15 protein-coding genes and 2 pseudogenes are annotated in these 25,033 nt (G+C 43.9%); 15 read left to right on the plus strand and 2 right to left on the minus strand.

Annotated elements, in window-relative coordinates:
• The first annotated feature begins 95 nt into the window (after positions 1 to 95).
• From QUB61_RS07150 to QUB61_RS07215, 14 genes and pseudogenes are all read left to right on the plus strand, one after another.
• Positions 96 to 926, plus strand: coding sequence for a class I SAM-dependent methyltransferase (locus QUB61_RS07150; protein ID WP_333124585.1), 831 nt, complete (start codon positions 96 to 98; stop codon positions 924 to 926).
• 300 nt (positions 927 to 1,226) lie between these two features.
• A complete protein-coding gene (locus QUB61_RS07155) occupies positions 1,227 to 2,402 on the plus strand; it encodes a homocitrate synthase/isopropylmalate synthase family protein (RefSeq protein WP_333124587.1) in 1,176 nt (391 codons plus the stop codon).
• Entirely contained in the window at positions 2,399 to 3,622 is a 1,224-nt protein-coding gene (locus QUB61_RS07160; RefSeq protein ID WP_333124590.1) for an aconitase/3-isopropylmalate dehydratase large subunit family protein, read from the plus strand. Before QUB61_RS07155 ends, QUB61_RS07160 begins: the two co-directional genes overlap by 4 nt.
• Positions 3,619 to 4,116, plus strand: coding sequence for a LeuD/DmdB family oxidoreductase small subunit (locus tag QUB61_RS07165; protein WP_333124593.1), 498 nt, complete (start codon positions 3,619 to 3,621; stop codon positions 4,114 to 4,116). The genes QUB61_RS07160 and QUB61_RS07165 overlap by 4 nt, the downstream gene beginning before the upstream one ends.
• Before the next feature lie 15 nt (positions 4,117 to 4,131).
• Positions 4,132 to 4,671, plus strand: a complete 540-nt coding sequence (locus QUB61_RS07170) for a chorismate pyruvate-lyase family protein (RefSeq protein ID WP_333124596.1) — start codon at positions 4,132 to 4,134, stop codon at positions 4,669 to 4,671.
• Positions 4,672 to 4,773: 102 nt separating this feature from the next.
• A complete protein-coding gene (locus QUB61_RS07175) occupies positions 4,774 to 6,315 on the plus strand; it encodes an AMP-binding protein (RefSeq protein ID WP_333124599.1) in 1,542 nt (513 codons plus the stop codon).
• Positions 6,312 to 6,560: a phosphopantetheine-binding protein gene (locus QUB61_RS07180; protein ID WP_333124601.1), complete on the plus strand. Its 249-nt coding sequence runs from the start codon at positions 6,312 to 6,314 to the stop codon at positions 6,558 to 6,560. The genes QUB61_RS07175 and QUB61_RS07180 overlap by 4 nt, the downstream gene beginning before the upstream one ends.
• A 98-nt stretch (positions 6,561 to 6,658) precedes the next feature.
• Positions 6,659 to 13,207: an amino acid adenylation domain-containing protein gene (locus QUB61_RS07185; protein ID WP_333124603.1), complete on the plus strand. Its 6,549-nt coding sequence runs from the start codon at positions 6,659 to 6,661 to the stop codon at positions 13,205 to 13,207.
• A 211-nt stretch (positions 13,208 to 13,418) separates the two neighbouring features.
• Positions 13,419 to 13,946, plus strand: a pseudogene (locus QUB61_RS07190) (iron-containing redox enzyme family protein); the annotation flags it as partial.
• Positions 13,947 to 14,337: 391 nt separating this feature from the next.
• Positions 14,338 to 15,825, plus strand: coding sequence for an MFS transporter (locus tag QUB61_RS07195; RefSeq protein WP_333124606.1), 1,488 nt, complete (start codon positions 14,338 to 14,340; stop codon positions 15,823 to 15,825).
• A 59-nt stretch (positions 15,826 to 15,884) separates the two neighbouring features.
• Positions 15,885 to 20,075, plus strand: coding sequence for an amino acid adenylation domain-containing protein (locus tag QUB61_RS07200; protein ID WP_333124608.1), 4,191 nt, complete (start codon positions 15,885 to 15,887; stop codon positions 20,073 to 20,075).
• Positions 20,072 to 21,157 carry a 3-phosphoserine/phosphohydroxythreonine transaminase gene (serC, locus tag QUB61_RS07205; RefSeq protein WP_333124611.1) on the plus strand — a complete coding sequence of 362 codons (1,086 nt, stop codon included), beginning with the start codon at positions 20,072 to 20,074 and terminating at the stop codon, positions 21,155 to 21,157. The genes QUB61_RS07200 and serC overlap by 4 nt, the downstream gene beginning before the upstream one ends.
• Before the next feature lie 63 nt (positions 21,158 to 21,220).
• A complete protein-coding gene (locus tag QUB61_RS07210; RefSeq protein ID WP_333124613.1) occupies positions 21,221 to 22,291 on the plus strand; it encodes an isocitrate/isopropylmalate family dehydrogenase in 1,071 nt (356 codons plus the stop codon).
• A 126-nt stretch (positions 22,292 to 22,417) separates the two neighbouring features.
• Positions 22,418 to 23,305 (plus strand): annotated as a pseudogene (locus QUB61_RS07215) (transposase domain-containing protein); the annotation flags it as partial.
• Positions 23,306 to 23,553: 248 nt separating this feature from the next.
• On the opposite strand, the gene QUB61_RS07220 reads toward QUB61_RS07215, so the two are convergent.
• Together QUB61_RS07220 and QUB61_RS07225 are read right to left on the minus strand one after the other, a co-directional pair.
• Positions 23,554 to 23,895 (minus strand): hypothetical protein, encoded by a 342-nt coding sequence (locus QUB61_RS07220; protein WP_333131140.1) that lies wholly within the window; start codon positions 23,893 to 23,895, stop codon positions 23,554 to 23,556.
• Between the two features lies 1 nt (position 23,896).
• On the minus strand, positions 23,897 to 24,436 hold the full coding sequence (locus QUB61_RS07225; RefSeq protein ID WP_333131142.1) for a group 1 truncated hemoglobin: 540 nt from the start codon (positions 24,434 to 24,436) through the stop codon (positions 23,897 to 23,899).
• 383 nt (positions 24,437 to 24,819) lie between these two features.
• Between QUB61_RS07225 and QUB61_RS07230 the strand changes: the two genes are divergently transcribed.
• Positions 24,820 to 25,014: a hypothetical protein gene (locus tag QUB61_RS07230; protein WP_333131144.1), complete on the plus strand. Its 195-nt coding sequence runs from the start codon at positions 24,820 to 24,822 to the stop codon at positions 25,012 to 25,014.
• The last annotated feature ends 19 nt before the right edge of the window (positions 25,015 to 25,033 follow it).

A 25,033-nucleotide genomic window follows, 5' to 3' on the forward strand; every position in this document is an offset into this window, starting at 1 on the left:
GAGATAGAGAGATGGTTCTTGGCTTTTGGTTAAATAAATACGGATTTTTAAAAGCTCGAAACTGTACCATAATCAAGGAAAAAAGGTAGAAAATCATGGCAGAAGAAACTTACTTCGTCAAATCAAAAGTAGCCAATAAATATGACGGTTACATTGGTGAGAATATTCCTTTTTACTGGCCTGCTTTAAATTTTATTTCCGAGCGTGTGGCTGAACATTTTTCAGACCAAAACAAGCTAGATTGTATGGAAATCGGTTCCGGTAGTGCTAATTTATCCATAACAGTAAGTAAGCATATTAAGATGAAAAGCTTACTTTTGGTAGACCACAGTGCCGCTTTTTTGGAGGTAGCAAAACAAAAACTAGCTGAAACAGATTCAGTCCAAATAACTCCAAGTTTCAAGCACGCTTCTTTTTTGAGTGATGATTGGCAAAATGATATTGAACCAAATAGTAAAGACCTGATCTTATCATCACTAACGCTTGACCATATAGCTGACGACGACGAGTTTTTGTCTCTTCTTGAAAAGCTGCGAGGCTTGCTAAAGAAAGGCGGCTGCTTTGTTACAGCAGAGAAGTGTGCCAGTAGTGACATGACCACAAAATCATGGCAGTCATTTGCTAAGATGATCCACATTCGTGGCGAGAACAATCTCAAGAATAATTTCAAAAATCCCTCAGAAATAGAAGCATGGAAACATCATAATTTCACTGAAGATATCTTAAGACCGTTCGCTGATGTTTGGACGCTTACCGAAAAAGCAGGGTTTACAGTCGAGCATGCAGGTGGTGTTCCTTTGCCAGAACCTGAAAATTTAAACTACGACAACTTTTATGAGCTAAATAAAATCAGCTCATTTACAAGACAGGAAGTTTTTTCCTCAGACAAAGCACTGGGTGTAGCAATACTAATTTGCAAAAAATAAAGGGCATACCGATTTAAGATTTGTGATAGATCCACAATTCTAAATCTAAAATATTCATCCCCATATTTAAAGCAGGGCTGTTTCATTCTCAGGTTCAATTTTCGAGCTTTGTGTTTCCAAAGCCTCTGGCAGTAAGCAAAACAGCAGTTTTTAATAATTTAGGCTTTCTTACTAGGAAATATTGGCTAAAACCCTTGATTTCCAAGGGATAAAGCCATTGGAAAATCTTAGAAGGAAACAGCCCTGCATATTTAAAGGGGTATAGCTAATCCAAAATCTAAAATTCCAAGTTCAAAATGGATGGGCTTAATCCGAAACTTAATTCATGTGGAGATAAGAATGATAAGAGATGACATTATTCTCGAAGATACCACTCTGCGAGACGGTGAACAATCACCGGGCGTGGCTTTTTCAAAGGCTACTAAGCTAGCCATTCACGATTACCTTGTAGCTACCGGGGTGCGCTGGATTGAAGCGGGAATTCCAGCTATGGGTGGCGAAGAGTTAGAAACTTTAAAAGCGATGATTGCGCGTGGTAGTGATGCCACACTAGTTGCCTGGAACCGAGGTGTAAGAGAAGATATCGCCCTTTCATTAGACATTGGATTTAAGGCTATCCATATTGGTCTACCAACTTCCAACGTACATTTAAAGGAGAGTATAGGCAAAGACCGCAGTTGGTTGCTCGAGCAAGCCAAAAATCTAATTAAATACGCAAAAGACCGGGGGGCTTTCGTATCAATTAGCGCTGAAGATGTAGGTCGAACTGAAATTCCATTTTTGCAAGAATATGCGTGCGCCGTGGCTGAATCTGGTGCCGATCGCTTGCGTCTTTCCGATACCATCGGTATCCTAACGCCTGAAGCCTATGCCGAGCGTGTCCAAAGCGTTGTTAAAGTTTCTTCGATAGATGTTCAATGCCACACTCACAATGATTTTGGTCTCGCTGTAGCCAATACTCTTACAGGCTTACAAGCTGGTGCTCGCTATTTTCACGTAACTGTGAACGCTATAGGCGAACGTGCTGGTATGCCCGATCTAGCGCAAACGACTCTAGCGTTGAAAAAGCTTTACGGAAAAGATTTAGGTATTGATACCTCACGTTTGTATCAGCTCAGTAGAATAGTAGCTTCGGCCAGCAAGCAAAAAATAGCTCCCTGGCAGCCAATTGTTGGTGACAATGTTTTTGCTCACGAGTCGGGCATACACGTTAAGGGTATGCTGAAGAACGACAAAACTTTCGAGCCTTTTTTGCCAGAAGAAGTAGGAGGGCAGCGTAAGTATATCATTGGCAAGCATTCTGGGCGGACACTCTTACATCATGTCCTGAGAGAGCAAGGCGTAATTGTTGATGAAACCAAATTGGGGTATTGTTTAGATGAAGTGCGTACCTTAGCAATCCAGCAAGGTGGCTCTGTTAGCCCCGAAGAGCTACGGGATATATACTTTCGTATCTTAGAGGAAAAAGTAGCATGACTTTAGGTGAAAAAATTATTGCAGCCCATGCCAACCGCGATCGCGTTGAGCCAGGTGAACTTGTAACAGTTCGAGTCGATCGGGTTTACCTTCAAGATGGCAACTCGCCAACAATTCGTAAACTCTTTGCCGAAAATGGTTTCACCGAAGTATTCGATCCATCACGGATCGGCGTATTTTTCGATCATTCGGTTTTGGCTCCTGATATTAGAATTGCCGATCGCTTGCGCGAAGCCGAAGATTTTGCGGAAAAATTAGGTTTGTGTATTTTCAAAGCTGGCAGGGGTATCAGTCACGTTGTGGCTTTGGAAGAAGGATGGTTTGAACCAGGAACGATTGTGGTTGGTTCTGATTCTCACACTTGTACTGGTGGCGCTCTGCAATGTCTGGCACTAGGGATGGGAGCATCTGATATCGTCGCGGCGATGGTCACTGGTAAGACTTGGCTGCGAGTGCCAGACACGGTTTGGATTGAAACCTGTGGCATCCCCCAACAGTGTACCCGCGCCAAAGATGTGATGCTTTATACGCTGTTGCAACTAGGACAAGAACCATTTCTTTACAAATCGATTGAATGGAGCGGCAACTGGCTTGACACACTGAGCCTTGATGCTGTGGCAACCATTGCTAACCTGGCTGTTGAGCTTGGTGCAAAATGTTCATTCTTGCCACCGGGTCGAGAGCGACCCGATAATCTCGCACCTATTCATCTGCCGGCGGAGGGAGATCCGCGACGCTTTCGTCTTGACATCGATGGCTTGCCACCATTTATTGCTAAACCGCACTCGCCATCGAATGTCGTGCCTTTAGATGAATGTTGCAATGAGAAAATTAACTACGTTTTTATCGGTAGCTGTACCAACAGTCGCTTGGAAGATATCGCTGAGGTGGCTAGGGTGTTTGCTGGCGAAAAAGTTCACCCTAGAGTTCATTGTTTAGTGACTCCTGGTTCTCAAACAGTATATCTTGAGGCTCTGCGTCTCGGCTATGTGGAAACTATCATACGTGCAGGCGCGATCGTGACTCCGCCTGGATGTGGTGCTTGCCTCGGAACTCAGGGAACGATACCAGCATCGGGCGATCGCGTTTTGTCCACCATGAATCGCAATTTTCTCGGTCGCATGGGTAATCCTAAAGCAGATATCTGGCTTGCTTCACCGCTAGTAGCAGCACATACAGCCATTCACGGGGAAATACCTAAAACGGGAGATTTATTATGAGTGACATTTATCAAAGTTTGCGCGTGCGTCAAGTCTTCGGTGTCGTCTCTACCGATGATATTATTCCAGGACGATACAAGCACGCGTCAACAGACCCAGCGGAACTTGCAACTCATGTATTCGAGAATATGATACCAGGCTTGGCAGCAACTTTCAAACCTGGTGACGCAATTAGCTGTAACGATACCTTCGGAATTGGCAGTTCTCGCGAACAAGCAGTCAGTTCATTACTCGCCGCTGGCGTTGTTGCTGTCTTTGCTCCCAGATTTGGACGCATCTTTTTTCGTAATTCTTGGAATCTTGGACTTTTGGCAATTGAAATCGATAATTTACCCGCTTCGGAAGGGGAAGTCATCGATCTCAAACCAAGCCAAGGATTAGTAAAAGGTCCGTCTGGGATTGTACAATTTACACCTCCCTCTAGGGAGATGCTTGATATGGTAAGGCATGGTGGTTTGCTTGCTCAAATTCGTAAACAGGTCGTAAAAAAATAGATTTGAGATAAAATTATGCATCAATCTTTGGCAAAGAGGCACATCGAACCACTTAAAATAAGTTCTTTTCAAAGAATCTTACTAACAACGGATGGCACATTAACAGAAATATTAGAAGCTTATTTATTGGAAAAGATTCAATTAGTAAAAATATCCGAAAAGTTAGTCAAAATTACAAAATCTATTCCAGCTTTAGAGTTGGATATTGACACTCAAGTAATTGAGAGAAAAATCTTATTACAAGGCAAGATTAGCCTAAATAATTTTATTTACGCTGAATCTATAATTGTACCTGAAAGATTAGATACCAAGTTGAAAGACAGATTAATCAAATCGCAGGAAGCAATGGGTAGAATCTGGTTAGAACATAAACTTGAGACATTTAAAGAAATAATCGATTCAGCTATAGAAACAGCTGAAGACTTATCTGAGTTTTTTAATATAGCAAGAGAAGATAAAATGCTTTCTCGTACTTATCGAGTTTTTTCCAACAAAAAGCCGATAATAATGATTACTGAAAAATTCCCCGAAAGCTACTTTCTTAAAAGTTTTTAATTATCCAAGCTTTAACTATATAAATTATCAATTACCATATGGTAATCTCTAAATGAAAGTGAAGTTGCTTAAGCTAGTATACTTTTAATAATTGAGGTAGAGATGTTAGAACAAAGATTTGTTGAAATTGTAAAAAAATATCCGGAAAAAACCGCTATTGTTTATGACCAAAGAAGGATTAGCTATCAAGAACTTTATGCTCATATCAAGCATTTAAGTAACCGTCTTAGAACAATTGGTATCGGTCGAAGTGACTGCATAGCATTAATTTTGCCTAACTGTCCAGAATTTGCGATCGCCTTTTATGCTGCCGCTAAACTGAATGCTATAGTTTTGCCATTAAATCCCCTTCTTAAAGAAGATGAACTTAGCTACTACATTAATGATACTAAAGCTAGTACAATTATCACCGACAGTAACCGGGCAGATATTAGCCGTAATATCATCTCAAAACTAGAAAAAAACATAGAATTAATTGTGTTGGATGGTACTTATACATTTGCTAAAGAAGTAGATAAATTAACGATTACAGAAAGCATTTCTCCTTTCACAGGTAATATGCTTTATCAATATTCCTCTGGTTCTACGGGGAGACCTAAGAGAGTGTGTAGAACCCAAAATAATTTAGAGCGCGAAGTCATAAACTTTGCCGAAACTGTCAATATATCTTCAAGAGACAATATTTTATGTATAATTCCACTGTATCACGCACATGGATTAGGAAACTGCTTATTAGCCGCTACCTGTAATGGAGCAACCTTGGTGATTTTAGAGCAAGTTTCACATCAACAAACAACCATTGATGTGCCATTTGTCTTTAGATGTTCCAGGGTATTAGAACTCATAGAAAAAGAGAGAATTACTATTCTACCTGCTGTTCCTTATATTTTTAATACTCTGGCAGAAACACCCGCTGATGCTCAAGCCGATGTTTCCACAATGAAACTATGCTTTTCTGCTGGTAACTCTTTATCAAAAGAGATTTTTGATAAATTTTTTCAGCGGTTTGGCATTTCTGTGAGACAACTTTACGGCTGTACAGAAACTGGTTCTATTGCAATTAATTTAGACGAAAATCCAAAAGATAGCTATGATTCAGTAGGTTTTCCCCTGAGAAATGTAGACATTGAAATTACTGACGAACAAGGTAAAGAACTCCCTGCGGGAGCTATTGGAGAGGTAATCGTTAGGAGCCAAGCACTAACCAGCGGATATTCCAACAGACCAGAACTCAATCAACAGGTATTTAAGGATGGGTCGTTTTTAACTGGTGATTTAGGTAAGAAAGATGAAGTCGGTCGTGTTTACATTACTGGCAGAAAGAAAATCTTTATTGACACAGGAGGTCACAAAGTCGATCCCTTAGAAGTAGAAGATGTTTTGATAGGGCATACTCAAGTTAAAGAAGCTGTTGTGGTTGGAATCAAAGGCTTATATGCAGGAGAAATTATTAAGGCAGTTATTGTCCCCAAAAATCTAGAGATTTGCGATGAAAAAGATATTTTATTTTATTGTAAAGAAAAGTTAGCTGACTTTAAAGTACCGAAAATTATTGAGTTTCGCAAAGAGATTCCTAAAAGTCCATTAGGTAAAGTTTTGAAAAAAGATTTAATTGATACTTCCTTAGAGGAGATAAACTCATGAATAGCGTTGAACTCAAACAAAAAACTAAGAGTGTTGTTCTTAACGTCTTAAAAAATGTTGATATCGAAGAATTGTCAGACTATAGCAATCTTTTTAGCTTAGGCTTAGATTCTATCAATGCCATCACGCTTGTACTTAAACTACAAGATGCTTTTAATATCAAATTTGAAAGTCATGATATTAATTCAGAAAATTTTCAAAGCGTAGCAACTATTGTTAAGTTGATCGATGAAAAGCAAGGCTGATGAATTTTGGCTAAAAGTTGGGTGATATCACTACGGGCTTTCTTAGCTAGACCAAAGACTCCAGCATGTCCCTAAAAACCTGAACCGAGAAAACTACAATGAGCAATTTTGCTGAAAGCAATTCATTAGATCCAAAGCAGTTAGCCAAAACAGGGGAAGATATCTGGCAAGCGATTAGAACTATTATCGACTTACAGAATCAAGCTCCAGCTTTGATGCCTGTTCCGCGAGATGAACATCTCCCTTTGTGTTTTTCTCAAGAAAGATTATGGTTCCTTTACCAGTTGCAGTCAGACAGATCTATTTATAATGTCTCCTTTGCTTTTCGCGTTCAGGGTTTGCTAAATATTTCTGCATTAGAGCATAGTCTCAACGAAATTATCCGACGCCACGAAGCATTACGGACTACATTTTTAGCTTCAAAAAACAAGCCTGTTCAAGTGATTGCTCCCAGCCTCAACTTAACGTTACCTGTAGTGGATCTTCAGGAACTCTGTGAAAGGGAACAAGAAACTCAAGTTTTACTACTGGTCAAAAACGAAGTTCAACAGCCCTTTGATCTCGAACAAGGATCGCTATTACGGTCTTCCTTAGTGCAGCTAGGTAAAAATGAACACGTACTACTCCTGAGTGTCCACCACATTGCCTTTGATGGCTGGTCTGAAGGTGTTTTGTGGCGCGAACTAACAGCCTTGTACACAGCTTTTTCAACTCTTAGACCCTCTCCCCTGCCGGAACTGCCCATCCAGTACGCAGACTTTGCTGTTTGGCAGCGGCAGTGGCTTCAAGGGGAAGTCATGGACACTCAACTGGATTACTGGAAGCAACAATTGGCAGGATCGCCTCCCCTGTTGGAACTTCCTACCGACCGAGTGCGCCCGCCAATACAGACAAACCGTGGTGGTATCAAACACTTTGGGCTAGATTATCATCTGACTCAAAAACTCAAAAGCCTTAGCGAAAAGTCAGGCGCAACCTTATTTATGACTTTGCTGACTGGCTTTGTCGTATTACTATCGCGCTACAGCAATCAACAAGACATTTTGATTGGCTCCCCAATTGCCAACCGCAACCGTAGTGAAATAGAATCTGTCATCGGCTTTTTTGTCAATATTTTGGTGTTACGTACTGACGTTTCTGGGAATCCCAGCTTTTGGGAGTTACTGCAAAGGGTGCGCCAAGTCGCTCTGAATGCCTATGCTCACCAAGATGTACCGTTTGAGCAAGTAGTAGAAGCTTTGCAGCCAGAAAGAAACCTCAGCTACTCCCCACTGTTTCAGGTGATGTTCGTTTTGCAGAATACACCGCCTGGAAAATTGGAATTGTCTGGTTTGTCTATAACTCCCCTAGAAGTAGAAAACCCGACAGCTAAATATGACTTAACTCTGTTGATGACGGAGACTGAGCAAGGACTGACTGCAAGTTTAGAGTACAACTCTGACTTATTCGATCGAGCTACAATTACCCGGATGGCAGGACATTTTGTCACTTTGTTAGAAGGCATTGTTGCTAATCCACAGCAGCGAGTTTCCGAACTGCCTTTACTGACTGTACCTGAGCAACATCAGTTGTTAGTGGAGTGGAATAACACTCAAGCTGAATATCCACTAGACAAGTGTATCCATCAGTTATTTGAAGAGCAGGTAGAACAAACCCCTGATGCAGTAGCAGTTGTGTTTGCAGACCAGCAACTAACCTACCGAGAGTTGAACAACCAAGCTAACAAAACAGCGCATTATCTACAAACACTAGGAGTAAAACCTGAAGTGCTAGTAGGCATTTGTATGGAACGTTCCATTAAAATGGTAGTGGCACTCTTGGGAATTCTCAAAGCAGGTGGGGCTTATGTGCCGTTAGACCCAGGGCATCCCCAGGAACGATTAAAGTTCATGTTGTCTGATTCACAAATGTCAGTGCTACTGACTCAAGAAAAGTTAGTAAGTCGGTTATCTGAAAAAAACATAGATGCAGTTTGTGTAGATACAGTTTGGGGACTAATCTCTCAAGAAAGCGAACACAATCCCATCAGTGGTGTTAAGCCTGAGAACTTAGCTTATGTAATTTATACTTCCGGATCTACTGGAAGACCAAAAGGTACGCTGATCGTCCACCAAGGACTCGTCAATTATCTTACTTGGGCTACAAAGACATATGCTGTAGATGGCTGTGGCGCTCCGGTTAACTCTTCGATTGGGTTTGACGCAACCATTACCAGTTTACTCTCTCCCTTATTAGTGGGACAGAAAGTAGTACTTTTACCAGAGGAACAAGAGATTGAAGCTCTCAGCGCTGCCTTGCGCTCTTACAGTGATTTTAGCCTGGTCAAAATCACCCCAGCGCATCTGGATATTCTTAGCCAATTGTTAGTTAACAACGAAGTTGAGGGTCAAACAAGGGCTTTGATCGTCGGCGGTGAAGCATTATCAGGCAAAAGCCTTTCATTTTGGCGTAGTTATGCCCCTAGCACCCGATTAATTAACGAATACGGTCCGACAGAAACCGTAGTTGGTTGCTGCGTTTATGAAGTTACAGAGCAGACCTCTTTATCAGCTTGGGTTCCCATTGGTCGTCCGATTTTTAACACTCAGCTTTATATATTGGATCGATACCTGCAATTAGTCCCTGTTGGTGTGCCTGGGGAACTCCATATCGGCGGTGTTGGACTAGCGCGGGGCTACCTTAACCGTCCAGAATTGACCGAAGCGAAATTTATTCCCAACCCCTTTAGCCAGGAAGAGGGCGCACGCCTTTATAAGACAGGAGATTTAGCTCGTTATTTAGCTGATGGGAACATCGAGTTTCTCGGTCGGATCGATCATCAGGTAAAAATTCGCGGCTTCCGCATCGAACTGGAAGAAATTGAGACGGTTTTAAGTCAACACCCAGACCTGCGGGAAGTGGTGGTAATTACCCGCTCTGACCAACCAGACAATCCGCGTTTAGTAGCTTATTTTGTACCACATCAAGCGCAAGCTCCTACTCCGAGTACATTGCGTAACTTTCTTAAACAGCAACTTCCAGATTATATGCTGCCTAGTGCCTTCGTCAGCCTAGAAGCAATCCCCCTGACCCCCAACGGCAAGGTAGACCGTAACGCCCTACCTGCACCAGATGCCTCCAGTCTCAGTCAGTCAATGGGCTTTGTTCCACCTCGTACCCCCACCCAAGAAGTTTTAGGTGGTATTTGGGCTGAAGTCTTGGGATTAGAACAAATCGGCATCTATGATAACTTCTTTGAATTGGGAGGACATTCGCTGCTAGCTACTCAAGTCATCTCGCGGTTGCGTCAAGCCTTTGGTGTGGAGTTGCCCTTGCGCTGTTTGTTTGAATCACCTGCGATCGCCCAGTTAAGTGAGTCGATTGAAGCTGCTCGCCACAATGGCCACAGCCCAATAGCGTTTCCGATACAGCCCGTGTTTCGATCTGAGGAACTGCCCTTATCATTTGCTCAAGCTAGACTGTGGTTCCTAGATCAACTTGAGCCTGGAAGTAGTATTTACAACATACCATTTGCTGTGAGTGTTAATGGTTTTCTCCACCTAGCCGCCCTAGAGATGGCCTTGCACGAAATTTGTCGCCGTCACGAAGTCTTGCGTACTACCTTCCCGATAGTAAATGGATCTCCAGTCCAGGCGATCGCCTCTACCCCAAATTTAACCCTATCAGTAATAGACTTACAGCAATCAGAACAAGAGCAATCTCATACAGTCAGACGATTAATTGCTGAGGAAGCCCAACGACCTTTTAATTTATCAAAGCCTCCTTTAGTACGAGTCACTCTACTGCGACTGGGCGAAACATCTCATGTGCTGCTGGTGGTGATGCATCACATCATCTCTGACGGCTGGTCGATTGCTATATTTATGCGAGAATTATCTGCACTGTACGAAGCATTTTCTCAGGGTGTACCTTCTCTGCAAGGCACTACGCCTGCACCTTTACCAGAGTTGCCCATACAGTATGCAGACTTCGCTGTTTGGCAGCGACAGTGGCTTCAAGGTGAAGTACTGGAAACTCAACTTAACTACTGGAAGCAACAGTTAGCAGGAGCGCCGCCATTACTGGAATTGGCTACCGACCGCCCACGTCCTCCTGTTCAGACTTTCCGAGGTGGTAGCGAGTCCTTTGAACTCAATCATCACCTGACTCAGCAGCTCAAGCGCCTGAGTCAACAATCAGGAGCAACCCTGTTTATGACTTTGCTGACAGGGTTTGCCATCTTACTCTCACGCTACAGCAATCAAGAAGATATTGTTGTCGGCACTCCGATCGCCAACCGCAATCGCTCTGAAGTTGAATCAGTAATTGGCTTTTTTGTCAATACTTTGATATTGCGTACTGACCTTTCAGGCAATCCGAGTTTTGAAGAGTTACTGAATCGGGTGCGGCAGGTGGCTTTGGATGCCTATGCTTACCAAGATGTACCCTTTGAGCAACTGGTAGAGGTTTTGCAGCCAGAACGGTCTTTAAGCCATAACCCGTTGTTCCAGGTAATGTTTATCTTGCAGAATGCACCGTTAGGGAAACTGGAACTGCCCGATCTAAGTCTCACTCCTTTGGAAATCAACAACGTCACCGTCAAGTTTGATTTAATTCTGTTGATGTCGGAGACAAAAGACGGACTTACGGGGGTACTAGAATATAACAGCGATTTATTTGAGGCGACGACAATTCGCCGCATGGTAGAGCATTTGCAGATTTTGTTGGCAGGTATTGTAACCAATCCGGAGCAACGTATATGGGAATTGCCTCTGCTGTCAGCAGCGGAGCGACATCAATTACTGGTGGAGTGGAGCGATCGCCAAACAACAGAGTATCCTTATAAACTTGTCCCGCAGTGGTTTGAAGCCCAAGTGGAGAGAAATCCCAATGCAGTAGCAGTGGTATTTGAAGGACAGCAACTGACTTACCGAGAGTTAAATTGCCATGCCAACAAAATAGCGCACTACTTACAAACCTTGGGAGTTGGGACAGAAGTTTTAGTGGGAATTTGTGTAGAGCGATCGCTCTTAATGGCGGCGGTAATTTTGGGAATCCTTAAGGCCGGTGGGGCTTTTGTACCGTTAGACCCTACATACCCGCAAGAACGTTTAGCCTATATGTTAAATGAGTCACAGGCGTCAGTACTGTTAACTCAACAGCAGTTAGTCGAGAGGCTGCCTGCAAGCGGGGCAAAGGTGGTTTGTCTAGATTCAATTTCAGAAGCGATCGCCCAAGAGAATGAAGAGAACCCAGTCAGTAAAGTAACATCTGAGAACCTAGCCTATGTTATTTTTACTTCTGGGTCAACGGGAAAACCTAAAGGTATTTTAATGACCCATGAGGGTGTCGTCAGTCGCGTTGACCGAACGCAAAAAGTACACAACTTTACATCAGATGACCGCATCCTCCAACTAGGAAACATTAGTTTTGATATGTTTGTGTGGGAATTATTTATCCCACTATTAACTGGAGCCAGAATTGTTATAGGTAATCCGCAAAGAACCAGCGACTTTGATGATTTGATTAAGCTCATCGATCGCGAACAAGTCACTATCGCTAGGTTTGTACCTCCAATGCTACAAACCCTGCTCGATCAGAAAGAATTCGCTTCTTGCAAATCTATACGACGCGTTATTACCGGAGGTGACAAATTAACAGTTAGTTTGATGGAAACATTTATCCGTCATACCAAGGCCGAACTTTACAACCAATATGGACCGACAGAAAGACCATCATCTATTACCTGGTGTTGTGAAAAAGGGAGTGGCAAAACCTCTATCCCAATCGGCAAACCGTTGCCAAACACGGAAGTTTACATTCTGGATAAAGTAGGTAATTTAGTCCCCGTAGGTGTAGCGGGCGAACTCCATATTGGAGGGTGTGGTCTTGCGCGGGGTTATCTCAATAATCCCGATTTGACAGCGAAAAAATTCATTCAGAATCCCTTTAATAGTAAGCTGGGTTCTCGACTCTATAAAACAGGAGATTTAGTTCGCTATTTACCGGATAGTAATCTGGAATTTGTCGGTCGGATCGACAACCAGATTAAGATTCGCGGCTTCCGGATCGAACTGGAAGAAATCGAGACTGTTCTCAGTCAGCACTTAGATATACAAGAAGTAGTGGTGATTCTTTGCGAAGACCAACCGGATAACCCACGCTTGGTCGCCTATTTCGTTCCCCAGAAGGGACAAGTTCCTGCTCCCAGTACACTGCGGAGCTTCCTCAAACAGAAGTTGCCAGACTACATGCTGCCTAGTGCCTTCGTCAGCTTAGAGGCACTCCCTCTGACCCCCAACGGCAAGGTAAATCGTCATGCCCTGCCTGCACCGGATGCATCCAGTCTCAGTGAGTCTACCAGATTTGTTTTACCTCACACCCCGACCCAAAAGATCCTGGCTGCTATCTGGATGGAAGTCTTGCGATTGGAGCGGGTCAGCATTCACGACAACTTCTTTGAACTAGGGGGACATTCCCTACTAGCGACCCAGGTTTTTTCGCGGTTGCGTCAGGCCTTTGCGATAGAGTTGCCCTTACGCAGTTTATTTGAATTCCCGACGCTGGCGGAGTTGGCGGAGCGGATTGACAAGATTGATTCGATTGTGAAACGGTTACAGGCTAATTCGATTGAAATGTCTGGCAACCGAGAGGAAGTAGAGCTATAAACCCCAAGATTTTTCCACCATCATTAAGAGAGGTTAATGAAGTAAAATGACACAGACTAAAGAGCCAGTAATAAGCATTAACAAGCTCAGTCAAAAGCTACTCAATAACGAACTTAGAGAGCGTCTACTCAACCATCCTTTTTTTGAAACCATTAGAACTGTAGGACTCACAAACGACGAAGCTGGTGTTTTCTAGGGTCAATGGTGGCATCCCTTGCACTACTTCCCTACTTTTCTATCTCGCACCATTGCTGTTATGCCAAAAATGGAAATTAAAACAGCCATTTCCAAGATTCTTTTTCAAGAAGTTGGTGAGGGGAATCCTGTAAAAGCTCATGAAAACATCTATATCAAGACCATGACTAATGTTGGTTTCAAGAGGGAAGTTGTTACTGATGCCGTCCCTTTTTATGCAACAAAGCAGTTAATAAATGGCTATGAAGAGGCTTCAGGGAATTATTTAAGGGGGCTAGGCTTTCTTTATGGAACAGAAGTTGCAGATTTGGTAATGGTTTCAGGTATTGGCGAGGCTGTTTGTCGAGTCACTGGGAAGAAAAAACTGCCGTGGGTTGACATTCATGTTGCCCAAGAGCCGGAGCACGTTGAGAAAGCGAACGAAGCCACAAACCCAATGTTTTCCCCAGATGAAGAGGCTCTAGTAGTCCAGGGAGCTGAAGAGATGTGGAACTTGTGGATTGCATTCTTCGATCGACTGAACGATCGAGATAAAGCGTTTTAGTGAGATTAAGCCGAAATACTTATAAAGCAATATCACCCATCTCATTGACTTTACAGGATTTCGGCTCGATCCTTTGCTAAAAAGCGTTCACCCAGCAGTTTCTCAAGGATAGCTAATTATGCAAAAAGCAATGCCAAAAGTAAAAGCCAATTCTTATTTCGAGGTATTTTAAGAGAGTTTCGAGAATTGACACATCAATAGGAAAAAGTTATAATTTTTATTGAAAATCTAGATCTTTTTTTAAAAGTACACATTTAGGAGTACAATGGATGACTGAAAATATTCCACAATTACTGGTACATCGCTGTGCCTACCTCAATGGCTTCATCAGAGCGCAAAATTAATATGCTCCCAACAATAACTTCATTCTCCATAACTAACAAAAGCTAGCATGCAAAGTATACAAGAGCAATCTAACGAGCTGACAAATGAGCCAAAAGCATCGAAAAAATGGTGGGCAATGGCAGCTATTGGCATTAGTGGGTTCGTATGTACTGTAGATATCAATATCGTCAACCTTGCCCTTCCTACCTTGATCGAATCGCTGCACACTAGCTTTGCTAACATCCAATGGGTTTCCTTAAGTTATCTACTGGTGTTCGTTGCTTTTAGTCTAATTGCGGCGCGTCTAGGCGATATGTGGAACAAGAAGTGGTTGTTTCTTGCTGGACTGATTCTGTTCACCATCAGCTCCTTATTTTGTGGATTTGCACCCAATGTAGGCTTTTTGATTGGCTTTCGAGCGCTCCAAGGAGTGGGAGCCGTGTTAATATCGGCGCTTGGCTCAGCGATTATTACGGAAGTGTTCCCAAAAGAGGAGCGCGGACGTGCATTGGGCATTATCAACGCCATTATCTTGATAGGAGCTGCTAGCGGACCAACCATAGGAGGACTTCTGATTAGCCTCGTAGGGTGGCGCTTAATCTTCTTGGTGAATGTGCCAATCAGTATAATTGCCAGTTTGATTGTCGCTCTAGCCGTGCCAGATTCGCCGTCCGGTGAAGTCAAAAAAGACTTTGATGTGGCTGGAGCGCTGCTAGTAACAGTAACATTGGCCTGCTTTGCATTTAGTATGACAACAGTACAGAAGGAGGGCTTCGGCTCTCCAATAGCGCTGATTATGCTGGCAATAGCAGCGATTGGCTTAGGGTGCTTTCTGGTAGTAGAAGCCCGCAGTAATTCGCCAATGCTCGATCTCAAGATTTTTCACTCTTTGGAGTTGAGCTTGGGTCTATCAATGCGTTCGATGGTGTCTGCCATTATGGTAGGAGTGATTTTTATCCTGCCTTTCTTCCTGGAATTAGTTAAACACTATTCAGCCCAACAGGCAGGATTGTTGCTAGCAATAGCGCCGATTTTCACTGCATTGATGGCACCCATTTCTGGTACATTGTCCGATCGCTTTGGCTCACGAATCATCAGTTTAATTGGGCTGGTGTTAATGGAAGTCGGGTGTTTAGCTATTAGCACTTTTGACACCCAATTGACTGTTCTAGGCTATATTGTCCGGCTCGCACCATTGGCATTGGGAATAGGAATGTTCACTTCACCTAACAATAGTGCCATTCTGGGATCCGTGCCCCCAGACCAGGTAGGCCTTGCTTCGGGGTTGTTGACTTTGTCAAATACGTTGGGGCAGACAATGGGTTTAGCGCTCATAGGTACTTTATTTTCGCTTTTGACTACCATTAGTGCGAATCTTCCCCCTAACATTGATGTCACAGAAGCACCGATTGAAGCATTAGTGGAAGGTGTGCACATGAGTTTTCTGTTGATTGCCCCAATTCTAATGGTGACTATAATCCTGGCAGCTTTCTTGTTGTGGTTGGAGCAAAGGAAAGACCAAATACAGACAGAAAGCAAGGTCGATCTAAGCTGAATGGCACTAAAAAAGGTAAATCGGCTTGAAATGTCAGACAAGCGAGAGGAAGTGGAGCTATGAAATCTATTGAAGAGTTTTTGTCTTACCTTTGCAGTTTGGATGTAAAGATTTCGGTTGAGGGCGATCGCCTGCGCTGTAATGCTCCTCAAGGAAAACTCACACTAGAGTTGCAAGCTCAGTTAGCTGAACGCAAAGCAGAAATCCTCGCGTTTCTAAACCAGCGTCAACCAGGTTCCTATCCTACTCTCGAACCCATTCAGGCAGTTCCGCGAGATAGCGCAATTCCCCTGTCCTTTGCTCAACAACGACTCTGGTTCCTAGACCAACTGGAGGGGGAGAGCGCTACCTATAATATGCCTACTGCCCTTCACCTGATTGGGTCGCTTCAAATAACCGCTCTTGAGATGGCTGTGCAAGAAATTGTGCGACGTCACGAAGCATTGCGTACCAACTTTGAGATGGTGAATGGTTCGCCAATTCAAATTATTCACCCCAACCCGAAAGTGAATATGCAAGCGGTGGACTTGCAAGATTTTACAGAAGTTGAACAGTCAGCACAGGTGCAACAGTTAATTACCCAAGAAGCGGCGCGATCGTTTAACCTAGCGCACGATCGATTGCTGCGTGTTACCCTACTTAAGTTGGGAGAAAATTCCCATGTGCTGCTGCTCGTCATGCATCACATCGTCTCCGATGGCTGGTCAATGGCGATATTCATGCGCGAATTGTCTGCAATTTATCAGTCCTTCTCAAAAGGAGTGCCGTCACCTTTACCAGAATTACCCATTCAGTATGCCGACTTCACTATTTGGCAGCGACAGTGGCTTCAAGGAGAAGTACTGCAAACTCAACTCAACTATTGGAAGCAACAGTTAGCCGACGCACCGCCTCTACTGGAATTGCCTACTGACCGACCGCGACCTCCAGTTCAGACTTTTCGAGGTGGCATACAGTCTTTTCAACTGGATCAAGACCTCACTCAAAAGCTCAAAAAACTCAGCCAACAGTCTGGGACAACGTTGTTTATGACCCTGTTGGCTGCCTTTGTCACTTTACTTTCACGCTACAGCAATCAGTCAGACATTAACGTTGGTTCCCCAATTGCTAACCGTAATCGCAGTGAGATTGAGTCCCTAATTGGTTTCTTTGTTAACACTCTGGTACTGCGTATCCAATGTGCAGGCAATCCGAGTTTTGAGCAATTACTGCAACGAGTACAACAGGTAGCTTTGGATGCCTATGTCAATCAAGATGTACCTTTTGAGCAACTGGTAGAAGTTTTGCAGCCAGAACGTTCTTTAAGCCATAACCCGTTGTTCCAGGTGATGTTCGTTTTCCAAAATGCGCCACAGAAAAAATTAGAATTGCCTGGTCTGACCTTAACTCCTCTAGAAGTGGAAGACTTCACTGTCAAGTTTGATTTAATCCTATCGCTCAAGGAGACAAAGCAGGAACTTGCAGGAGAGTGGCTTTACAATAGCAACTTGTTTGATGCAACCACAATTGCTCGTATGGTCGACCATTTCCAAACAATGGTAGCAGGGATTGTAGCTCATCCACAACAGCGAGTTTCCGAATTACCTTTGTTAACTGAAGCTGAGTTAGACCAGTTAGTGGTTGAGTGGAACAGTACCCAGGTAAATTATCCCCAAAACAAATGTATTCATCAGTTGTTTGAGGAACAGGTAGAACGAACTCCGAATGCAGTGGCACTGGTGTTTGAAGACCAGCAACTAACTTACAGAGAGTTGAACAACCGCAGCAACCAATTGGCCCATTACTTGCAACAATTGGGTGTAGGTTCAGAAATCTTAGTGGGACTTTGTGTAAAACGCTCTCCAGAGATGGTGATTGGAATGTTGGGCATCCTGAAAGCAGGAGGTGCTTACCTACCCCTCGACCCAGTATATCCACAAGAGCGATTAAATTTTATACTAGAAGAAACCCAAGCGCCTGTGCTGCTGACTCAAGCGTCACATCTGGAGGCAATGCCTCAACATAAAGCCAAAGTTGTTTGTTTAGATACTGATTGGCAGGCTATTCTTCAAGAAAGCAAGGAGAATGCAGTCAGTGAGGTAACTGCTAACAATCTGGCTTATGTCATCTATACCTCTGGCTCAACTGGCAGACCTAAGGGAGTCGCAATACCACATCGAGCTGTAAATCGGCTAGTATGCAACACCAACTACGTACAGTTAGACAAGAGTGATCGCATTGCCCAAGCCTCAAATTCTTCCTTTGACGCAGCCACTTTCGAGATCTGGGGTGCTCTCCTGCACGGGTCTAGGCTGGTGGTTATTCCTCAGAACGTTGTGCTTTCGCCCCAGCATTTTGCCACGTGCATCCGCGAACAAGCAATCAGTGTATTGTTCTTGACCACAGCCTTGTTTAATCAGTTAGCGAGTGTTGTCCCTCAGGCATTTAAAGACCTGCGACACTTGCTATTTGGTGGTGAAGCTGTAGACCCCAAGTCGGTCAAAGCAGTTCTTAGGAATGGACCGCCACAGCAATTGCTACATGTTTATGGACCGACTGAGAGTACAACATTCTCTTGTTGGTATCTGGTGCAGAACCTTGCAGAAGGGGCAACAAATTTGCCGATTGGTCGTCCCATTGCCAACACTCAAGTTTATATTCTGGATGAGTATTCACAACCAGTACCCATTGGAGTCAAGGGGGAGATGTACATTGGGGGTGCTGGTTTGGCTCTGGGCTATCTGAATCGCCCGGAATTGACCGCAGAGCGATTCATCAATAATCCCTTTAGCCAGAAAGAGGGGACACGTCTTTACAAAACTGGGGATTTGGTACGTTACTTACCAGATGGTAACATCGAATACCTTGGTCGCATAGATAATCAGGTGAAAATTCGTGGCTTCCGCGTCGAACTAGGAGAAATTGAAGCAGTCCTGGCACAACATCCAGAGGTACAAGAAGTGGTGGTTACTGCCCGTGAAGACCAACCCGGTAACAAGCGTCTAGTAGCCTATATCGTTCCCCACCATAAACAACCGATCATCAGTGAACTGCGCCGCTTTCTGAAGCGGCAAATGCCTGATTACATGATACCTAGTGCCTTTATGTTGTTGGAAGCCCTGCCTCTGACCCCTAACGGCAAGGTAGACCGGAAAGCGCTGCCTGCACCAGATATTGCCATCTCTCAAGAAGTTAGTTTTGTCGCAGGTCGCGACACCCTAGAATTGCAACTGACGCAGATTTGGGAAGATGTTCTAAATACACATCCCATCGGCGTCCAGCACGACTTCTTCGAGCTCGGCGGACATTCCCTTTTGGCTGTCCGTCTCGTGGCACGAATTCAGCAGCAGTTTGGCAAAACTCTGCCCCTAGCAACACTCTTCAAAAGCCCGACTATTGAACAACTAGCAGGTATTCTTCGCTCCTCAATAGATTACCGCCCTTCGTCTCCCTTGGTAGCAATTCAACCTACTGGAAAGCGATCGCCTTTCTTCTGCATTCACCCAGGTGGCGGTAATGTCCTCTGCTATATGGATTTGGCTCGTTATTTAGGACGGGAACAACCATTTTACGGCTTGCAATCACTGGGTTTAAATGGGGAGCAAGAACCTTTGAACCGAATTGAGGATATGGCAGCCTGCTACATTGACGCATTGCAAAGCGTTCAGCCTCAAGGCCCGTACTATCTTGGCGGCTGGTCTTTAGGTGGCATTATTGCTTTTGAGATGGCGCAGCAGTTATATGCTTCAGGACATCAAGTAGCTCTGCTTGCCTTGATAGATAGTTATGTACCTATCACCATCAATAAACCTGAAGAAATTGATGAAGCGATGCTGTTAGCCTCTCTTGCCAAATATTTAGGCGGTCTTTTTGGTCAAAAACTGTCCGTCTCAGTCGATAAATTGCAGCTACTCGAACCAGAGGAGCAATTGAATTATATTTTAGAACAAGCAAAAATGCTTGATATTTTGTCGCCTGATGTTGGTCTACAGCAAATGGGTCATCTATTCAAGGTTTTCAAAGCTAATCTCAAAGCTCTGTATCACTATACACCCCAGCCCTATCCCAACCGAATTACCCTCTTGTCTGCCAGCGAACAAGTCGCACAAGTAACTCAAGACGGAATGCTAGGTTGGGGCAAGCTAGCTGCTGGTGGTGTAGAAATACACTATATTCCCGGTGACCATTACGCGATCGTCCGAGAACCTCATGCCCAGCTTTTAGCCGAACGGCTGGGAACTTACCTTGATGGGGTAGCAAACAAACTATGACTAAAAGAGTTTTTAACTTCAACTCCGGTCCAGCAGTGCTGCCGTTGCCAGTGTTGGAAGAGGTGCAGCGCGATCTTATAGCTTTGCCAGGAGTGGGTATGTCAATTCTGGAACTCACCCATCGCTCCAAAACCTTCGATCGAATTATCAGAAGTGCAGAAAGTCGCTTGCGCGAACTACTGGGAATCCCGGACAACTACCATATTCTTTTTTTGCAAGGGGGCGCGAGTTTCCAGTTTTCGATGGTTCCGATAAATCTGCTTGCGAAGAACAGCAGTGCGGATTATATTGTCACCGGCTCATGGTCAAAGAAGGCTGTTAAAGAAGCCAAGCGTGTGGGTAAGGTGAACATCGCAGCAACGACCGAGGACAGCAACTTCTCGCGTATCCCACAACAAGATGAACTCAAGCTCAATGACAGCGCTGCTTACATCCACATCACAACAAACAACACAATTTTTGGCACGCAGTGGAAAACAGAACCCTCTGTTGGTAATGTGCCGCTCATTGCTGACGCTTCATCCGATATCCTCTCGCGACCAATACCCGTCGAGAAATACGCGCTCATCTATGCTGGAGCACAGAAAAACATGGGAGTGAGCGGAGTTGTGCTCGTCATCATTCGCAACGATCTGCTTGAGCGCATTCCTGATGGTCTGCACACGATGCTTGACTACCGCACTCACGTCGAAAACAAATCGCTCTATAACACGCCAAACACTTTCGGCATTTATATCATCAGCCTAATTTGCAAGTGGCTCCAAGACAAAGGTGGACTCGCTACTATGCAATGCGAAAATGAAGAAAAGGCAAAGTTACTTTATGATGCAATTGATATATCTGACTTTTATCGCGGTCACGCCAACGCTGACTCGCGCTCCATGATGAACGTTACGTTCCGCCTGCCGTCAGAGAAACTAGAACAACAGTTTGTAAAAGAAGCGACAGTTACAGGTCTCGAAGGATTGAAGGGGCACCGTTCCGTTGGCGGTCTGCGTGCCTCAATCTACAATGCTTGTTCGCGTCAAGGAGTCGAAGCGCTGATATCTTTTATGAAGAACTTCGAGCAAAAATATGGCTGAAAGAGGTTGATTAGTGACTGATACTGATAAATGTTATGGCGTAGTAAGCTTTAGAGGGGTTTTATGGAACTGCTGATTTTACCTGGCGACGGAATTGGACCTGAAATAACAGCAACAGTCATTTCGTGTATTGAAGCACTTGATAAACGTTTTTTACTCAATTTGCAACTGCAAGTGGAAGAAGTGGGTCTAGCAAGATTGCAAAAACATGGCGCAACCATGCCTGCGGATTTACTAGATCGTGCGAAAGCTGTTGACGGGATTGTTCTTGGACCGCTCTCTACTGCGAGTTATCCACCCTACGCACAGGGAGGCATCAACATTTCGCGCGAATTTAGGCAAAAATTGGATCTCTTTGCAAACATCCGCCCTTCTATTAGCAGACCGGGGATATCGAAGTATGCGCCGAACATGAATTTAATTATTGTTCGAGAAAATACAGAAGGATTTCTTGCGGATCGCAACATGATATTCGGTTGTGGCGAATTTATGCCCACAGAGGACTTAGCTCTAGCTGTTCGTAAAATTTCTGCCAGTGCCTCAAAAAGAATTGCTGAAACTGCTTTTGAGTTAGCCCTAAAAAGGAAGAAAAAGGTAACTGTAGTACATAAGGCAAATTCTTTAAAGCTAAGTGATGGGCTATTCCTTCGTGAAGTGCGACTAGTCGCTTCTTCATATCAGGATATTGAATTGAATGAAGTTTTTGTTGATGCTATGGCAGCTCTGCTTATTCGTAATCCTGAAAAGTTTGATGTAGTATTAACTACTAATTTATTTGGCGATATTCTATCAGATGAAGCCGCCGAACTTTCGGGAAGTTTGGGACTTGCAGCTTCTTTAAATCAAGGAGTAGATTGGGCAGTAGCACAGGCTGCTCATGGTTCTGCACCTGATATTAGCGCTCAGGATAAAGCAAATCCTACAGGATTGATGCTTTCTACCGCAATGCTATTAGAATGGATTGGAAATAAGCAGAATAATCTAAGTATGATGAAAGCAGCATTATGTTTTCATAATTCTGTAGAACAGGTACTTTCAAACCCGCATACACTTACTGTAGATATTGGTGGAAACTTAGGAACAGCTAACTACGGTCGATTGGTTGTAGAAACAATTGAGGGTAGCTCTAGCTAACTTGAATCACCGATCATTATATTTAAACGGAACTTACCCCCTGCGGGGTAGTTCGGTGGTTCGCGATCGTATACGAGATATAGGTCAATACGGTTCAGTTAAGGCTCAAACCGTGGTAAATTAGGTATGGTGTCCAAAAAAGGAGAGCAAGTTAGCGTGCATCTCAAAGAATTCTCATTAGTATCTCCCAAAATCCCAAGTACCGAAATATTCAAAGCAATAGAGATAGCGATACCAGCAACTGCAATCGAACAGGCTATTACTAAAACAAATGTTGAAGAGAAACGTCATCGTGCCCTGCCTGCACAACTGGTAGTGTGTCTGGTAATCGCCATGAGCCTGCGGTCGAAAGATTCAAGGCGGGATGTACTAAAAACTTTGATTGATGGTCAAAATGAAGCATGGATAAAAATTGGTAAATATTGGCAATTTCCGTGTATATCGGCAATTACTCAAGCCAGACAAAGATTAGGAGGAGGTGTGATGAGACAGTTGTTTCATTCTGCAAGTGCGACCAATGGCTAGAGTGGAAACAGTAGGAGCTTTTATCAACGAACTCAGAGTCGTAGGGATAGACGGAACCTGCTTAGATATCCCCTCTGGGTGATGAAAATGCCAGGGTTTTTGGTCGTCCGGGTAGCCGTCCGGGTACGAGAGCTGGGTTTCCCTTTCGCTAGATTAGTCATTTTAGTAGAGGCAGGAACACATTTAATCTTTGATGCCTTAATCTGTCCATATAAAATAGGAGAAAGAGTAAGAGCGTTAAAGTTATTACGTTCAGTAACGCCGGGAATGCTATTGATGTGGGATAGAGGCTTACATTCTTATGCGATGGTGTCAGCCACATTCAGCAAAGGTTGTGAGTATTTGGGACTCATTCCATCCAACGTTAAATTCTTAAACGAAACACAACTAGATTATGGTTCATATTTAAGTTGGATTTATCTATCAGGCAAATTAAGAAAAAAAGGATTTAAGCCAATACAGGTAAGAGTAATCGAGTACATAATTGAGCCCACATTCCGCACCCCAACTGGCACACACGCAGTTGGGGTGCCTTTTGAGAGTCTCCAGTCTAAGATAAGAGTCAGTAAGGAATGAGAATTAAATAACTTCCACAAGTTTGTGGGATGGGCGTCCCGCCCGTCCAAAAAGGACGGGCGGGACGCCCATCCCACAAACTTGTGGAAGTTATTTAATTCTCATTCCTAAGGTAAGGGCGATCCTATGGAACCGGTGTATCGCTCCAAATTCTGATTTTTCTACCAATAAATGGGGGTGCTGGCCTTGTCAACGGGAGCGTTCTCCAATTTAGCATTTGTACCCGTTTCGGTGTTCTTAGCCCCACACAGTTTGCTCAAATCAACTATCGTGGTATCCGAGCGCTGATAAAAACACAAAGGTCGATCGTTGGATTGAGAATGGGGTGGAGCAAAAGTAGCAGGGCTGGAAAAGCGCTCTGAAGACTGCCTCGGCATTGGGGATACTGGAACTTTCATCTCGGTGGTTGGCTCTGACGGTTGTGCATGGGCGGAGTCTGCCGTTACCATTCCTGACAGTAGCAGAAATGCCACCGAAAGCAGGAGGAGATTGGAGCGTTTCATATTACTTTTCGACAATCGGGCCTCTGAGACTATTAACAAATGCCAGGACTTCGGCTTTCTCTGGTTGATTGACGCTATTTTTATCGAGAGCTTGGGACACACCATTGGCAAAAGCGTTAAATTCATTGTTCGTGAGACCTCCATTCATTCCACTATGGGAAAGCTTCATAGTCCGCCCTGTATAAACACAAGGCCCCCCTGCCGCTTGGCAGAATTGATCCACTAACAACTGACGCAGCCTCTGTTTTGAGTTTGTGCTCAAGCCAATAAAGTATTTACCAATTAGTTTGTCACCGAATATGTTAATTGCTGAATCATCAATGACCTTTGCGATCGCGTTGTAGCCTCCTAGCCTAGTGTAGAGAGTATTTCCAGAAGAACCTTGTGCAATCAGATCTGTAGTTACTTTTTCTGGTGATACTTGTGCTGACATCGCCGGCGTAGAACGAGCGAAACTAGGGCTTAATCTGAAAGTAGTCACAGCTATGACTGTGATACAAATTAATGTCAACAACATTCCCAAAGATTTACTGAGTTTCATTGAAAATCTCCAATTGTGATGGTAATAGGGTTAATTGAATCTTCAGCACTAAGTCATTTACAGATAGATAGGCTTAAGAAGCCGGCAGCCGAAGTATAAGCCCAAGTAAACTTAGTCTTTCGCTCTGTGCGATGGGAAAGAGGCGATGGGAAAGAGGCGATGGGAAAGAGCGATCGCTCGTCACAGCACTTAATAACTTTAGCATCAAACTATCTTAGGGTAGATTTTGTAATATTTCTTAGATAAGTCAGCATTTTCTGAGAGATTGACTTCACTTTGTGTTGCGTCTTGTCAAAACGCGGTTAAACAAGTTGCATCGCAGCTAAAAGCTCAGGTGAAAAGTGCTAAGATTTAATCGAAGTTGTTAATCTCCGGTTAGTTTTGTGACTAGAGCCAGTACCGCCATTGGAGTCAGCCCCATAATTAAGGAACTTGTGCAGAAAAAGGCGCTAGCAATCCGACTAAGGCTGAAGGAAATCATCTATGTAGGGATACTGGCGATTGACAAGCTAGAGGAAAAGCGCTGGCAAGAATTGACCGATCGGGTGCATCAGATGCAGGTGAATGGGGAGATTTGAGGGAAAAAGGGATCTCGCA

Origin of the sequence: Microcoleus sp. C2D2, from assembly GCF_036702495.1 — a bacterium.
GTDB lineage: Bacteria > Cyanobacteriota > Cyanobacteriia > Cyanobacteriales > Microcoleaceae > Microcoleus.